9 protein-coding genes and 3 pseudogenes are annotated in these 14651 nt (G+C 67.9%); 4 read left to right on the top strand and 8 right to left on the bottom strand.

Annotated elements, in window-relative coordinates; all coding sequences use genetic code 11:
* Positions 1–17: 17 nt before the first annotated feature.
* Positions 18–590 (bottom strand): hypothetical protein, encoded by a 573-nt coding sequence (locus AQ610_RS37665; RefSeq protein WP_231749089.1) that lies wholly within the window; start codon positions 588–590, stop codon positions 18–20.
* On the opposite strand from AQ610_RS37665, the gene AQ610_RS25900 reads away from it, so the two are divergent.
* The gene (locus AQ610_RS25900) at positions 471–4703 is read left to right on the top strand and encodes an RHS repeat-associated core domain-containing protein (protein ID WP_231749074.1); all 4233 of its coding nucleotides are present in this window, start codon (positions 471–473) and stop codon (positions 4701–4703) included. The genes AQ610_RS37665 and AQ610_RS25900 overlap by 120 nt on opposite strands.
* 9 nt (positions 4704–4712) lie before the next feature.
* A complete protein-coding gene (locus AQ610_RS25895; protein WP_006027368.1) occupies positions 4713–5306 on the top strand; it encodes a hypothetical protein in 594 nt (197 codons plus the stop codon).
* A 197-nt stretch (positions 5307–5503) separates the two neighbouring features.
* On the opposite strand, the gene AQ610_RS25890 is transcribed toward AQ610_RS25895, so the two are convergent.
* The 7 genes and pseudogenes from AQ610_RS25890 to AQ610_RS25860 all read right to left on the bottom strand — a co-directional run.
* Positions 5504–6580 (bottom strand): ABC transporter ATP-binding protein, encoded by a 1077-nt coding sequence (locus AQ610_RS25890; protein WP_009914888.1) that lies wholly within the window; start codon positions 6578–6580, stop codon positions 5504–5506.
* Positions 6577–8211 (bottom strand): ABC transporter permease, encoded by a 1635-nt coding sequence (locus AQ610_RS25885; RefSeq protein WP_006027366.1) that lies wholly within the window; start codon positions 8209–8211, stop codon positions 6577–6579. The genes AQ610_RS25890 and AQ610_RS25885 overlap by 4 nt, the downstream gene beginning before the upstream one ends.
* Positions 8212–8221: 10 nt before the next feature.
* On the bottom strand, positions 8222–9259 hold the full coding sequence (locus AQ610_RS25880; protein WP_006027365.1) for an iron ABC transporter substrate-binding protein: 1038 nt from the start codon (positions 9257–9259) through the stop codon (positions 8222–8224).
* Between the two features lie 45 nt (positions 9260–9304).
* Positions 9305–10627 (bottom strand): iron uptake transporter deferrochelatase/peroxidase subunit, encoded by a 1323-nt coding sequence (gene efeB, locus AQ610_RS25875; RefSeq protein WP_043282760.1) that lies wholly within the window; start codon positions 10625–10627, stop codon positions 9305–9307.
* A gap of 4 nt (positions 10628–10631) precedes the next feature.
* Positions 10632–11777, bottom strand: a complete 1146-nt coding sequence (locus AQ610_RS25870) for an NHL repeat-containing protein (RefSeq protein WP_006027363.1) — start codon at positions 11775–11777, stop codon at positions 10632–10634.
* Positions 11778–11853: 76 nt separating this feature from the next.
* A complete protein-coding gene (locus AQ610_RS25865) occupies positions 11854–13317 on the bottom strand; it encodes a carbohydrate porin (protein ID WP_006027362.1) in 1464 nt (487 codons plus the stop codon).
* Between the two features lie 451 nt (positions 13318–13768).
* Positions 13769–14062, bottom strand: a pseudogene (locus AQ610_RS25860) (LysR substrate-binding domain-containing protein); the annotation flags it as partial.
* Here AQ610_RS25860 and AQ610_RS25855 point away from each other — a divergent pair.
* Together AQ610_RS25855 and AQ610_RS34885 are read left to right on the top strand one after the other, a co-directional pair.
* Positions 14063–14278: pseudogene (locus AQ610_RS25855) on the top strand (aldehyde dehydrogenase family protein); the annotation flags it as partial.
* 106 nt (positions 14279–14384) lie between these two features.
* Positions 14385–14606 (top strand): annotated as a pseudogene (locus AQ610_RS34885) (M20/M25/M40 family metallo-hydrolase); the annotation flags it as partial.
* Between the last annotated feature and the right edge of the window lie 45 nt (positions 14607–14651).

Below are 14651 nucleotides of genomic sequence, written 5' to 3'. Positions count from 1 at the left end.
CGACGCCGTTTTTCCGGTCACTTGGCAAGGAACTGGATCTCATGGGCGAAGTGCAGAGTGGCGCGACGTCGGACAGCCGGCAGAAGCTCGCCGCGCTCGCGCAGCGAGGCAGCAATGCGGACGCGGTCCAGGCCGTGTCCCACGCGGGGCTCGCGATCAACGCGGCGCAGGTTGCCGCGGCTGGCACGAACGCATGGGCGGCCGGCACGTTCGAGTGCTTCGCCGGACGCGTGATCGCGCCGCTCGGCGGGGCGATGCTCGGCGGCGCGCTGGCCGAGGCGGTCGGCGCTGATCGTCCGGTCACGTGGGTGCTGGGCAAGTTGGGGCTTCCCGTGGTCGCGAAGCCCGGCAAGGCGCCGGCTCGCGTCGGACACAAGATCGTCCATGAGAACGCATTCATCGGCGCGCTCACGGGGCTGATTGCGGGGATCGCCGTCGGCGTGGCCATTGCCGCCGCGGCCGCCGCGATCGTGGCGACGGGCGGCGCCGCCGCCGTCGCAATCGCGGCGGCCGGCCCATTCGTCGTCGGATTCGTCGCAGGCGCGGTGGGCGGCTTTGTGGGCGCCGCGGTGGCGAAGGGTATCGGCCATACCGGCTCGGTGACGGGCGCGATCGCGGACGGCTCGCCGAACGTCTCGTTCGAAGGGTGGCGGGTCGCCCGCGTGACCGATCCCGTGGCGTGCAGCAAGGACCCCGGCACGCCCCCGCCGCAGATCGCGCAGGGCAGCCTGACCGTATCCGTCAACGGCCTGCCGCTCGCGCGCATCGGCCACAAGGTCACGTGCTCGGCGGTCATTCAGGAGGGCTGCGCGACGATCAGCGCGGACGAGACGACCGGCACGTTCGGCAAGATCGACGCGAACGTGTCGCTTCTCGAGCAACTGGTGCTGACGGCCACGGACATCATCATGATGCGCTCGGCCACCAAGGAAGGCGGCTTGCTGGACGGCGTGCTCCGGGAACTGCTCGGCGAGCCGATCGACATGGCGACGGGCGATTACGCCGACTACCGGACGGATTTCACGTGGCCGCACGTGCTGCCGCTCACGCTTTGCCGCGCCTACGCGGGGCGGCAGCCGGTCGACGGGCTGCTCGGAGACAGATGGATCTGCAACTGGTCGCAGCGCCTTCGATATCGGCAGCCGTCGGACGGCCCGGCCACCGTCACGTTCTTCGATGCGGACGGCCAGCAACTCGTTTATCCGGTTCCGCACGAGCCGTTCAATGCGATCAACTTCTGGGCGCCGCACTACGCGTTGCACGGCAACCGCGCGCGCGCCGTCGTTTTCGACGAGCGCTCGCAGCAATCGCTGATTTTCGAGCCGGCGAGCCCGAAGGACGACGTCGCCCGTCTGACCCGCATCGAGGACCGCAACGGCAATACGATCGATTTCGAATACAACGCGCTGGGTCGCCTCTGCAAAGTGCGGCACAGCGGCGGGATGACGCTGTGGATCACCTGCGATTCCCGAGGGCTGTTGCAGAGCGTGTCGGAGCAGCCGGGCGGGGCGGGCGAGCTGGTCCGCTATCGCTTCGACGGCAAGCGCCTGACCGACGTGCACAGCCGCTTTCGGGGGGAATTTCATTTCGGCTATACCGACGAGGGCTGGCTGAATCACTGGCGCGACAGCGGCGCGACCCAGGTTGCGCTGCGCTACGACGAGCGCGGACGGGTGATCGCCACTCGCACGAATACCGCGCTGTACGACGATCGCTTCGAATACGACGACGCGCAGCGGCGAACGACGTACATCGACGCGCTCGGACATCGGTATCAGCGCTGGTTCGATGCGGAGAACCGGCTGATCCGGTCGGAGGACCCGCTGGGCCGGGTGACGCACTCCAGTTTCGACGAGCGGGGCTGGCTGGCCGCGCGGACGGACCCGATCGGCCGTATCAGCCAGTACCGATACGACGCGCGCGGGCGCCCCGTGAAAATCGTCGACGTCTACGGACGGGAGAGCCGCTATCGATGGAATGCGGCGGGGCAGTTGATCGAGCGGACCGATCCGTTCGGCACGCTGCACTGGCATTTCAGCGCGGAGGGCAATCTGGTTGCGTTCGAGGGGCCGCTCGGCGAGACGCGCTTTCGCTACGACCCGCGCGGCCTGCTCATCAGCCGGACCGATCCGGATGGCGCAACGCACGCATGGCGCCATGACGAAGCGGGACGCCCCGATCGATGGACGGATCCGCTCGGCCGGCACACGCATCTCGGTCGCGACCGATACGGCCGGCTGACGAGCCGCACCGATGCGGCTGGTCATCGGACTGTCTACCGCTATGAGCCCGGCCCGTCCAATCCGCGCGAGACGCTCAGCAGCATGACCTATCCGGACGGCGCGATTGCGCGCTTTCACTACGATTCGGAAGGCATGCTGCGAGAGGCGGTCAATCCGCTGGGGCACGGCACCCGCTATACGTGGGGGGCATTCGATTTGCTCGGCAGCGTCACCGATCCCGCGGGGGCCGTCACCCAATATCATCGAGACGGCGCTGCCCGTCTGGTCGGCGTGACGAACGCCCTGGGGCAGCGCTGGACGCTGGAGCGAGACGTGGCGGGCCAACTGGTCGCCGAGACCGACTGGAGCGGGCGCTGCACGCGATACGTGCGCAATCGGCTGGGGCAGGTCACGGAAAAGCATCTGCCGGATGGCGTCGTGCTGCGCCATGAATACGATGCGCAAGACCGGCTGATCTCGCTCGCCGGTCCGCTGCAGAAGCATACGTTCGCCTGGGGATCGCGGGGGCAACTGATTCGCGCCCAGGTTTGGGAGCGGAGCGACGCCGCGCACGAGTGGCGGGCGGACAACGACGTGTGCCTGGAATACGACGATGCGTTCAGGCTGATCGAAGAAAGCCAGGGCGGACAGGCCATACGCTACGAGCACGACGTGATGGGACGGCCTGCCTCGCTCAGCACGCCGAGCGGGCAGACGCGGTGGCAGTACGATCTCGCCGGCCAGCTCGACGCGATCGAGAGTAACGGCCACCAATTCCGCTTCGGCTACGACGTGCTCGGACAGGAAAGCGATCGCCGCTACTTGCCGACGGAGCAGCGGCGGAGCTGGCAGCCGGAATGGGCGGACCGGCATCCGGAAGGTTTTGCGCAGAGGCAGACGCATGACGTGCGAAGCCGGTTGGCCCGACAGGCATTGGGGGCGCAGCCTTGGCACGACGAGGTGCCGCCCGAAGCCTTCGGCCCGCAGCGCACCCGGCACTATGAATGGGATGTCGCCGACCGCTGCATCGGCATGCAGGAGGAGCGCAAGGGCTTGCCCATCGAAGCCGACCGCTGGCGGTACGACGCGCGCGGCCAGGTGGTCGAGGCGCACCACGAGCGCACCGAAAGTCGAAGCGGCCGCGAACGTTACCGATATGACCCGCTCGGCCATGTGGCCGAGCAGCAGGTCGACGGCGGCGAAATCCGCTTGCATGACTACCGGGGCGATCAACTGATCAGCGCCGGGCCGAACGTCTACGAATACGATGCCCGCGGGCGCATGGTCGCGCGCACCGAACTGCGCAATGGTTTCCGGCCTCGCGCATGGCGGTATCGCTGGGATGATTTCGATCGCCTGAGAGAAGTGACGACGCCCGGCGGCGAGCGCTGGGCGTATCGCTACGATGCGTTCGGCCGCCGCATCAGCAAGGTGTGCACGCACGGCGCCCCTCGGAACCGGCTGAAGCGCATCGCCTATCTATGGTGCGGAAGCCGGATGATCGAGGCGTGGCGCACCTATGACGAGCGCGACGGATCGCGGCACGATATCCAGCGTTGGCACTATCGACCGAGTACCCACGTGGCGTTGGCCCAGGAGCGGCTGCGCTTCGACGATCAGCCTGATCCGCGGACGAGCGAGTGGTTTCCGCTCGCTTGCGATCCCAACGGCGCGCCGCATACGCTGTACAGCAGCGACGGCAGGGCATTGTGGCGCGCGCGGCGGACGCTGTGGGGCGACACGGCGGGCGATGACGGCCGCGATTCCCTGCGCAGCGCGGTGCGCGAGCAATTGCGACTGGGTCATCGGGACGGCGATGAATTCGATCCGCCGGACTGCGAACTGCGATTCCCGGGGCAGTGGGCAGACGAGGAAAGCGGCCTGCACTACAACTTGCACCGTTACTACGATCCGTCGACGGGCCAGTATCTCAGCGCCGATCCGGTCGGGCTGGCCGGCGGGCTGCGGACGCACGCCTATGTGCACGATCCGATGCAATGGGGTGATCCGTTCGGTCTGCAGGGATACGATACGGTGAAAAATCATCGGGCGGGCAACAAGCAGGTCGATTACGACGGCCAACGCTGGAACGTGCCGAAAGGCAAGAGTCCGACGGAGGTCATTCCCGAATCGGACCCGGTCGGCAAGAAGCTCCAGGATGCGACCGACAACGCCGCTGCCCGCTGGAGCACGTCGAACCTCACGCCGGCGGAAAGCAATGCGATCGAAAGCGCTAGAGCATCGGGCGAGTACTGGCGCGCGAATCTGCTGCAGCAGCAAGCCAAGGGGCGCTGGATCGAATCTCAGGTCAGGAGTGATCCGGACATCGCGGGACTGGATCTGGACTGGAATCGCGTCGGGGTCGATGCGGTCGATCCGAATACGGGGCTGAGTTATGACATCATGTCGGGCAGCAATAGCAACATGGACACGCACGCGATGCGGATGTCCGATGTTGTTTTCAGAATGATCACTTTCTAGGAAGGCGGAATGAAGCTGAGGAATCAGGTAATCAGCGATTCGGTGATAGAGCTGGATGCGAAGGAGGTGCATACGCTCGGGCCCAACCTCAGGCTCGAGAATTGCACGATCAATTCGGACTGCACGACTCGCTCGCTGATCGCGAGCAATACCGAGATGGTCGGCGGCGTGTTCAACCAAAGAAAGGCGCTCAAGAATTTCCAGTTCGACCGGGTAATCTTCAGCGGAGTGAAGTTCACGGGAACTTTCATCGGATGCGATTTCGGAAACAACAGCGAATCGTTGCCGGGCAAGGCGCTGGATTGCGATTTCTCGCAGGCGAAGGTACATGACTCGCGGGTCTACGAGTGCGATCCCGAGCGAATCGGCTTCCCGGCATGGCCGCGTTTCACGATCGTCAATCCGTATCTCGCAAGGGACTATGTCATGTCGCAGGCCTGGCCGGCCGACATGGGCATCCGAATGGGCGTCTATACGAACAATCCTCCCCGGTGCAACGCGATTTTTGGGGACGCCGAGGTTTTTGCCAAAGAATACAAGATCGGCCAGGACGACTTGAGGCGGCTGCTGGAAAAGATTCCGGGCATTGTGATTGTGGATTGAAAGTTCTGGAGCGCCATCAACAAGAGATCGGCCATCGTCATCATCGCTGCTGATGCACGTGGGACCAGGACCGTTCCGCCTTCCGCATTGTTGGGTCCGCGCGATTGCCCTGCATGATCGCGGTCGAACCGAAGGCGCGTCCGGTATCGGAAGGACCTTGCACGAAAATGCGGCTTCAATCGAGCGCGATCCGCATATTACAAGTCGTTCGTTGAACGACAACGAGGATACGCGATCACGTCGTCGTCGATCGCGAGCGCGATGCGCTCGCCCGCCGACGGGCACCGATATCCCGGCACGCGAGCGCGCACGCGCGCGCCGGGGAAGTCGACGAGTTGCGCATCCAGATAGGCATCCTGACCGCCGAACGTCGCGTCGAGCACGATCGCGTCGCGCCAATGCGTGCAATCGTCTCGCGGCTCGTGCATGCGCCGCACGCGAATCTGTTCGGGGCGCAGCAGCGCATCGACGGGGCCGTCGGGCAGCGGCGCGCGAAGCGGCAGATATCCGAGCGCGCAGACGACGAAGCCGCGCTCCACGACGCCTTCGATCAGCACCGCATCGCCGATGAACATCGCGAGTTCGCGCGTCGCGGGCTGCCGATACAGCGTCTCGGGCCGCGCCGTCTGCACGAGCCTTCCATGCCAGAGCACCGCGACCTCGTCGCCGAGCGACAGCGCTTCGGGCTGATCGTGCGTGACGAGCACGGCGGTCGCGCGCGCGGCCGCGAGCGCGTCGACGACCGCCGCGCGCGTTTCGAGGCGCAGCGACGCATCGAGCGACGAGAACGGTTCGTCGAGAATCACGAGCGACGGCTTCGGCGCAAGCGCGCGGGCGAGCGCGACGCGCTGCTGCTGGCCGCCCGATAGCTGTTGCGGCGCGCGCTGCGCGAACGCGGCGGGCAGCCCGACCATGTCGAGCAGCTCGGCGACGCGATGGTGCGCGCGGCGCTGCGCGCGCGGCAGGCCGAACGCGATGTTGTCCGCGACCGACAGATGCGGAAACAGCGCGCCTTCCTGCGGCACGTAGCCGATGCGCCGCGCTTCGGGCGGCACGTGCACGCCGGGGCCGGCGACGCGTTGCCCGTCGATGTCGACGGTTCCTCGTTCCGCACGCTCGAAACCGCACAGGATGCGAAGCAGCGTCGTCTTGCCGCTGCCGGACGGGCCGAGCAGCGCGAGCAGCGCGCCGCGCCCGACGGCGAGACTCACGTCGTGCAGTACGGCGTGGCCGTCGAAGGATTTGCACACGCGGTCGATTCGGAGTTCGCTCATGGTTTCGCAGAAAATTTGAACGTCATGCGTCGCCGCCCGGCGGCGCGCGCACCGCCGAGCAGCACGAACAGCAGCGCCGCCGCGGCGAGCGACAACGCGACGAGCAGCGCCGCGTATGGCGCGGCGGCGGCGAACGCGAGCGTCGACGTATCGCTCCAGACCTGCGTCGCGAGGGTGCGCGTGCCGATCGGCGACAGCAGGATCGTCGCGTTCAGCTCGGTGACGACGGAGATGAAGACCATCGTCGCCGCTGCGCCGAGGCCGGGCGCGGCGAGCGGCAGCAGCACGCGCCACGCGGTTTGCGCCCAGGTGAGGCCGAGCGCGCGCGCGGTTTCCTCGAGACGGGGCTGCGCCTGCGCGAGCGCCGCGCGCGCGCCGACGAGCGCAAGCGGCAGAAACAGGATCGCGTAAGCGGCGATCAGCATCGGCGCGCTCTGATAAAGCGGCTGCATCAGCCGCACGGTCAACGAGACGATCGCGAGCGCGACGACGATGCCGGGCATGCCTTGCGCGACGAACGCGAGGCGTTCGAGCGCGGTCGCGATGCGTCCCGGATGACGCACTGACAGGAACCCGAGCGGCAGCGCGAGCGCCGTCGTGAGCACGGCGGCCAGGAGCCCGTAGCCGGTCGACGCGAGCGTCGCACGCCACAGCAGCCCGGGCGACACGTCGGCGGGCGTGACGGCGGCCGCGCCTTGCTGCGTGAGCCAGTAGCCGATCGTCGCGAGCGGCACGGCGAGCGTTGCGCCGGCGAGCGCCGCGAGCCCCGCGACGGCGCACCAGCGCCACGCGCCGAGCGCGTAGCGATGCGCGGCGCGGCGCGTGCCGCGGTGCGTCGCGTCGTAGCGGGCGCGGCCGCGCACGCGGAACTCGAGCGCGACGCAGACAAGACACAGCGCGATCAGCGCGCAGCCGAGCAGCGACGCGCCGCCGCCGTCGAAGTCCACGCGATACTCGGCGTAGATCTCGGTCGTGAACGTGCGAAAGCGCAGCAGCGCAAATGCGCCGAACTCGGACAGCACGCCGAGCGCGACGAGCAGCATCCCGCCCAGCAGCGCAGGCCGCAGTTGCGGCAGCACGACGCGCAAGAAGACTTGCGCGGGCCGGCAGCCGAGCGTGCGCGCGCTTTCCTCGAGCGCCGGATCGAGGCCGCGCAGCGCCGCGGCCACCGGCAGATAGACGAGCGGAAAGTACGACGACGCGAGCACGATCAACGCGCCGAGAAAATCCTGCAAGTCGAGGCTGATCGACACCCACGCGTAGCTCGTGACGAAGGGCGGCACGGCGAGGGGCGCCGCGGCGAGCGCGGCCCATCCTTTGCGCGCGGGCAGGTCGGTGCGCTCGACGAGCCATGCGACGGCCGTGCCGAGCACCGCGCACGCGAGCGTCGCGGCCAGCGTGATCGCGAGCGTGTTGCCGAGCAGCTCGCCGACGATCGGGCGGAACAGCAGCTCGCTCATGTCGTTCGCGCCGAGCCCCGCCGCGCGATACGCGGTGAACGCGATCGGCAGCAGCACGGCGAGCGGGCCGAGCGCTGCCGCGGCGACGAGCGCGCGCGGCGCCCGGCGACGCGCGCGGCCGCGGGCCGGATGCGGCGCGGCGGACCGCGCGCCGGTGACGACGTCGCTCATTGCCGGTCGCTCAGAGAAGCCCGGCCTCGCGCAGCAGCTTGCCCGCCTGGCTGTCGTCGCCGAGCTGCTTGAGCGTGATCGCGGGCGGGCTCAACTGATCGAACGGCTTGAGGACCGGATCGGGCGCGACGCCCGGGCGCAGCGGGTATTCGAAGCTGATGCGTCCTTTCGCCATCAGGCTCTGCGCGCGCTCGCCGACGAGGTACGCAACGAACTTCTGCGCGTCGGCGCCATGCTTCGACGCCTTCATCACGGCCGCGCCCGATACGTTGACGAGGCCGCCGACGTCGCCGTTCGCGAAGTGGAACATTGCGCTGCGGGTCGATTTGTCGCCGAGCTCGGCGTGCAGGCGCGCCCAGTAGTAATTGTTGACGATGCCCGTTGCGACCGCGCCGCGGTTCACGGCGGCCGTCACGCCCTCGTCGTCGTCGAAGATCTGCGCGTTGGCTTTCAGACCCTTCAGCCACTGCAGCGTCTGCGCTTCGCCCTTCAGCGCGAGCATGCCGCTCACGAGCGGCAGGAAGTCGGCGTCGCTCGGCGCGATGCCGACCTTGCCTTTCCATTCGGGCTTCGCGAGATCGACGAGCGACGCCGGCAACTGCCGCGGCTGGATCTTCGCGGTGTTGTAGATCAGCACGTTCTCGCGCGCGAGCACGCCGACCCAGTCGCCGTCGGGCGAGCTGAAGCGCGCGGGCACGGCGGCGAGCGTCGCGGCGTCGGTCTTCGCGAGCAACCCCTTTTCGGCGAGCAGCACCAGCTCCGGCGAGTTTTCGGTGAAATAGACGTCAGCGGGCGTCCTGTCGCCCTCGGCGACGAGTTGCGCGGCGAGCGCCGGGCCTTCGCCCGTGCGCACCTTGACGGTGATGCCGGTTTGCGCTTCGAAGTCCTTCACGAGCTGGTTGACCACCTGCTCGTGCTGCGCGCTGTAGAGCGTGAGCGTGGCGGCCGATGCGAGCGGCGCGGCCGCCGCGAGCGCGACGGCCGCGGCGGCGATCGCTGCGGTTGCGGCCCGGCGGCGCAGCGCGCGGGCGATGTGACGTGTGTTCATGTCGGAATGTCTCCTGCGGTGATTCGGAATCTCGATCGTCCGCGCTCACGCCTCGAACAGCGCGGCGCCGATGTACGAGCCGGGCCGCGCGCCGGGCGGGCACGCGAAAATCGCGCTGCCGACGTGCGTCGTGAACTGGTTCATGATGTCGAGCTTCGCGAGCTTCTCGTTGATCGGAATGAAGCCCGTGCGCGGATCGCGCTGATGCGCGACGAACATCAGCCCCGCGTCGTATTCGGTCTGCTGCCGCCACGGCGGCCAGCGCTCGATGTAGAAGTTCGTGCTGTCGTTGTACGAATACGCGCGGCGCAGGATCTGCGCGCCGTTGTTCGCCTGCGGCGACGCGAGGCGCGCATGCGCGTTGTCCGGAATCACGGGGTTGCCGTCCTTGTCGGCCGCGTCGAGATCGAGCGGCTCGAATTCGTTCCGTTTGCCGAGCGGCGCGCCGCTGTACTTGTGACGGCCGACGACCTGCTCCTGGAAGCCGAGCTCGGTCCCGTCCCAATGCTCGAGCGTGATGCGGATGCGGCGCACCACCGTGTACGTGCCGCCCTTCATCCATGCGGGGCCTTCGTCGCCCGCCCAGACGAACTGGTTCATCGCGGCGGGATCGGATCTCGGCGGATTCATCGTGCCGTCCTTGAAGCCCATCAGGTTGCGCGGCGTTTCGCCGGGCCGGCCCGAGAGGAAGCCCGCCTGCCCCCAGCGGATGCGCGTCGCGTTCGCGCCGAGGCGCGCGAGCTGCCGCACCGCATGAAACGCGACTTGCGGATCGTTCGCGCACGCCTGCACGAACAGGTCGCCGCCCGTTTTTTCCGGCAGCAACTGATCGCCGTTGAAGCGCGGCAGATCGACGAGCGCGGCGGGCCGCCGATGCGCGAGCCCGTAGCGATCCTTGCCGTTCTGCATGAAAACGCCCGGGCCGAAGCCGAACGTGATCGTCAGGTTCGCCGCGCCGAGGCCGAGCGCGTCGCCCGAGTCGACGGGCGGCTTGTCGTCGTCGGCCGCAGTGGCCGAGGCGGCCGAAGCGTTCGCGAGCGGCTGCGCGGTGTCGCCGCGCGCAAGACGCGCGGCCGCGTCGGTCCATGTTTTCAGCAGCGCGATCAGGTCGGCGCGCGTGCCGGCCGTCAGATCGAATGCGGCGAAGTACGCGTGGCTTTGCTGCGGCGTCACGATGCCGCCCTGATGATCGCCGTGGAACGGCTCGATCGCGTCGTGCGCGGCCGCCGCGGCGGGCTGCGCGCCCGCGTGCGCGGCATGCGCCGCAGGTGCCGCGGCCGCCGCGAGGCTCGCCGCCACCGCCGCGCCGCCCGCTTTCAGAAAGCCGCGCCGAGCGGGGCGCGAAGGGGAATGGAGATCGTCTGTCATGGCGTCATTTCGCGAGCATCAAGGTGTTCACGTCGTCCGCGACGTAATAGAAGCCGTCGCCGGCCGGCGTCATCGCGATGCCGAACAGGTCGCCGTTGCCGGGCGGCGATTGCGCCTTGTCGGTGTCGATCCAGCGCGCGTAGAGCTGCTTGCCCGTCGCCGGATCGATTTCGACGACCTGTCCGTTCAGCGCGTTGGTGACGAGCAGATGGCCGTTCGGCGCAGTCGCGAGCGCGAGCGGGCGGCGCAGGAAGCCGTCCGCCGTCACCTGGCGGCCGACGCCTGCGCTCGTGTCGCGCGTCATCGGATCGTCGATCTCGACGATCCGGTTGCCGATCGCATCCGACACGTACAGCTTGCTGCGGTCGCCCGACAGCGCGAGGCCCGTCGGTCCGATCAGGAACACGCCCTTGTCGGCCTGCGCGCCGAGGCCGCTCGCGACGACGGTTTCGCGCTTGACGACGGGCGGCTTGCCCGCGGCAATCTCGAGCTCGATCCGCAGGACGGTCGCCTGCTTGAAGACGGGCGGATTGCCGCTCGCGCCGCCGACGCCGAAGCCCGCGTTGCTGACGAAGAGCGTCGCGCGATCACCGTCGTCGACGACGGCCATGTTGCCCCACGGATCGTTGACGTTGGAGCTCGAGAACGTCGACGCGACCTTGCCGTTGCTGTCGAGCACGATCAGGCAGCCCGCGCCCTTCGTGTCGGTCGTGCCGTCGTTGCTCGGCGTGCTGCCGACGATCACCCAGCCGGATTTCAGCATCGTCATCGCGGTCGACAGGCCGACGCCGCCGGGGCATGCGTTCAGGTCGCGCGGGATCGACGCGAACAGGCTCATCTGCTTCGTCGACGGGCGGTAGTTGACGATCGTCGAGCCCGTGCCTTGCAGGTTTGCGGCATTGTTGAAGTTGTCGACGAGCACGTCGCCCTGCTGCACGGCGCCCGCCGACACGGGCGCGACGGCGATCGCGTAGGGGTTCTGGTCGCCGTTGTCGGGCACGGTGTTGACGAGCGTCGTGTGGCGATGCAGCGTCTCTAGGAAGCCTTGCGGCTCCGCGCGCGCGGCCGCGGCTGCGGCGAGCGCGACGAGCGCCGCGGCGAATGCCTGCGCGGCGCGGCGTGCGCGCGGCGAGAGCGGGGCGGTGAGCATGGGGCGATTCTCCTTGCTGATGAGGCGGCGGCGTGGCCGTCGCGGATACGAACGAAACCGGAATGCTTCAGCGTGCTCAGAACGTGATGTTGGTGCGCAGCCCGACGACGAACGTGTTGCGCAGCGGCTGCGTCGGATCGCTCGGGTTCTGGCCCGCGCCGGCGTTGAACGTGTATTGCGCATCCGCCTGCAGTTGCCACCAGGGCGTGACCTGGTACTGGTACGTCGCCTCGAGCGTCGTCTCGCTCGTGCGCACGCCGTACGGGCCGCCCGTGAAGCTCGCGAAGTCTTCGTCGAGCGCGCGCGCATGCGAGCCGATCTTGACGTAGGTGAGCGCGAGCCCGACGCTGTCGTTGTCGCGGCCCTCGAACGGCGCCTTCAGCACGACGCCTGCGTTCGCCGCGACGCTGACGAGATTGCGGTCGCCGGGCGCGGCCATCACGCGCGCGAACACGCCGAGGCTCTTCGCGCCCGTCGGGTCCGGCCGCCAGACCATCTGGTCGGCGACCGCGTAGAAGCTGTAGTCGCCGTGATGCGCGCGCGCGACGCCGCTAGATGCCGGATTCGCGAGCGACAGGCCCGTGTTGTCGGTCTGCTGGTCGGCGAAGCGGCCGTTGTGATACCAGACGCCGATCTTGTAGGTGCCGGGCAGCGCGTTCGACGGCCCCATGTCCATCTGGCCGTCGGCCGGCTGGTTGAGCGCGTACTGCAGCTCGCCGATGAAGAGCGTGCCGTTGTGCAGGTTGAAGTTGGTGCCGCTCAGGTTGTTCGGGTTGTTGCCGAGCGGATCGCCGTCGAACACGCCGGCGAGCGCCGTCAGCGACGGCGTGATGCGGCCGCGCACGCGCACACCGAGCGCCGAGAGCGGATAGGCGGGGCCGCCGTTCGGCAGATCGTACGACGGCAGCGCGGGCCAGCCGAACATCGTGTTGACGAACGTCGCGGCGTACTGGCTGACGATGAATTCCTGGTCGAGGCTCTGCTGGCCGATCTTCACGTCGACGCGCTGATCGAGGAACGATTGCTGATACCACAGCTCCCAGAGCCGCGTCGTGTCCTGCGCTTCGATGCCGCTCGCGGTGTTCAGCGTGCCGAGATTGTACTGGCTCAGGTTGCGGCCGTGGATCTGCAGCGCGCTCGCGTTGAACGTGCCGCCCGGCAGGCCGAACGCCTTTTGCGTGTCGACGGTGACGGCAGCGGTCGTGAGGCCGTCGTAGGTGCCGCCGCGCTTCAGGCCGCCGCGCAGGTTCGCCAGATACTCGCTCGTCTCCTGCAGGCTGAACGTGACGCCGTACTTGCCGAGCCACGGCCGCAGGCCGCCGATGTCGCCGAGCAGGTTCTGGCGCGTCCAGACGCCTGTCCACTGCGTTGCCGGTTGCGCGTGGATCGCGAGGTCGGCTTCGGGCGCTTCCGGTTGCGCGTCGGGCGACGCGGCGGCGAAGGCGGCGGAACTGAAAAGCCATGCGCAGGCGAGTGCCGTGCGACGAAAGGCTGGGCGACGATCGCGAATCGATCGAACGGTGAGCGGCGCGGATTGCATTGAAGTCTCTTCCTCTTGTCGCGCGATCGCGGTGTCCGGATGCGCGCGTTGATCGTTGGCGAAACGCGCAAACGGCGCGATGCGGGCGCATCGTATGCACGCCAGAATGGCTTGTCAATACAAATGAGAACGATTCTCGTATAGATTACCGTTCGTAATCGAGAGGATTACGAACGGCCGGATTTGGCGTCGCGAGAGAAGGGGAAACGCAATGATGGGTGTAATGCCATCGTCAGAAAATGATGCCCGGAGCGTTTGGCATCCTGTTGTTCCGACAAAGAGAGGCGGGCGCGCAAATTCGGACAGCCGGATAAGCGGGGCGGCCGGAGGCCTGAACCGCCTGGATATTCCGGACAGCTTGCAGATCAACGCCGCGGCCGCGCCATTACACCGCAACGTCAGCCGGGAAACGCAACATCGCGCTTACCGGGCGCTCGCCGACGGTTGATCGTTATCGAAACGCATGCATCTGCGCGGTCATGAACTGCAGCAGCTTGTTCGCGGCGACCGACAGCTTGCGTCCGACGCGTGTGACGATGTGCGCTTGCGCATTCGCGAGGATCGGATGCGCGATGTCGATCGCGAACAGTTCGCGCGCGTGCAATTCCGTCGCGACCGCGAACGCCGGCATCACCGCGATCCCGAGCCTCGCGCGCACGTATTCCGTTAGCATCGCGAACGAGTTCGTCGTGACGACCGGGCTCAGACGAATCTTCTCCGCGTATTCGACCGCCTCGAGCATCTGGTCGGGCGCGCGCATCGCGTCGCCGCGCAGGTGCGCGCGGGGACGTTCTGGATCAACGGCTACAAGACGATTCACGTGTCGTCGCCGTTCGGCGGATATGGCATGAGCGGCTACGGGCGTTCGAGCGGCGTCGAGGCGCTGTACGAATACACGCAGACGAAGAGCGTGTGGGTGGAGACGGCCGCCGCGCCGGCGACGGCGTTCGGATATCAGTGACACAACGGGCCTGAAGGAAGAGGGGACCAACGATGAACCACACACTGACCGCAAAACGCGCCGAACTCGGCGGGCTCGACACGGCGAAGCTGTTCCCTATGCCGCCGCGATCGGGCTGCGCGTCGACATGGATGCGCTGCCGGTGCACGAAGCGAACGACTTCGCGCATCGCTCGACGGTGCCGGGCACGGTGCATGCGTGCGGCCACGACGGGCACAACGCGATGCTGCTCGTCGCAGCGCAGCACCTCGCCGCACACGACGCATTCGACGGCACTGTCCACTTCATCTTTCGGCCGGCCGAGGAGGCCGGCGGCGGCGCGCGCGCTGAGCGGCGCGCTGCACGCGCCCGCGTTCGCCAGGGCGCCCACGGG

Origin of the sequence: Burkholderia humptydooensis, from assembly GCF_001513745.1 — a bacterium.
Lineage (GTDB): Bacteria > Pseudomonadota > Gammaproteobacteria > Burkholderiales > Burkholderiaceae > Burkholderia > Burkholderia humptydooensis.
The sequence above is the reverse complement of the archived record's forward strand: the minus strand, read 5'-3'. Positions and strand labels throughout refer to the sequence as shown.

What these genes read in the sequence shown, in the direction of transcription:
- AQ610_RS25880 (WP_006027365.1), bottom strand. Translation starts at nt 9,259, where the DNA reads ATGAACACACGTCACATCGCCCGCGCGCTGCGCCGCCGGGCCGCAACC.
- AQ610_RS25885 (WP_006027366.1), bottom strand. Translation starts at nt 8,211, where the DNA reads ATGAGCGACGTCGTCACCGGCGCGCGGTCCGCCGCGCCGCATCCGGCC.
- AQ610_RS25865 (WP_006027362.1), bottom strand. Translation starts at nt 13,317, where the DNA reads ATGCAATCCGCGCCGCTCACCGTTCGATCGATTCGCGATCGTCGCCCA.
- AQ610_RS25895 (WP_006027368.1), top strand. Translation starts at nt 4,713, where the DNA reads ATGAAGCTGAGGAATCAGGTAATCAGCGATTCGGTGATAGAGCTGGAT.
- AQ610_RS37665 (WP_231749089.1), bottom strand. Translation starts at nt 590, where the DNA reads ATGGCCGATACCCTTCGCCACCGCGGCGCCCACAAAGCCGCCCACCGC.
- AQ610_RS25870 (WP_006027363.1), bottom strand. Translation starts at nt 11,777, where the DNA reads ATGCTCACCGCCCCGCTCTCGCCGCGCGCACGCCGCGCCGCGCAGGCA.
- AQ610_RS25890 (WP_009914888.1), bottom strand. Translation starts at nt 6,580, where the DNA reads ATGAGCGAACTCCGAATCGACCGCGTGTGCAAATCCTTCGACGGCCAC.
- efeB (WP_043282760.1), bottom strand. Translation starts at nt 10,627, where the DNA reads ATGACAGACGATCTCCATTCCCCTTCGCGCCCCGCTCGGCGCGGCTTT.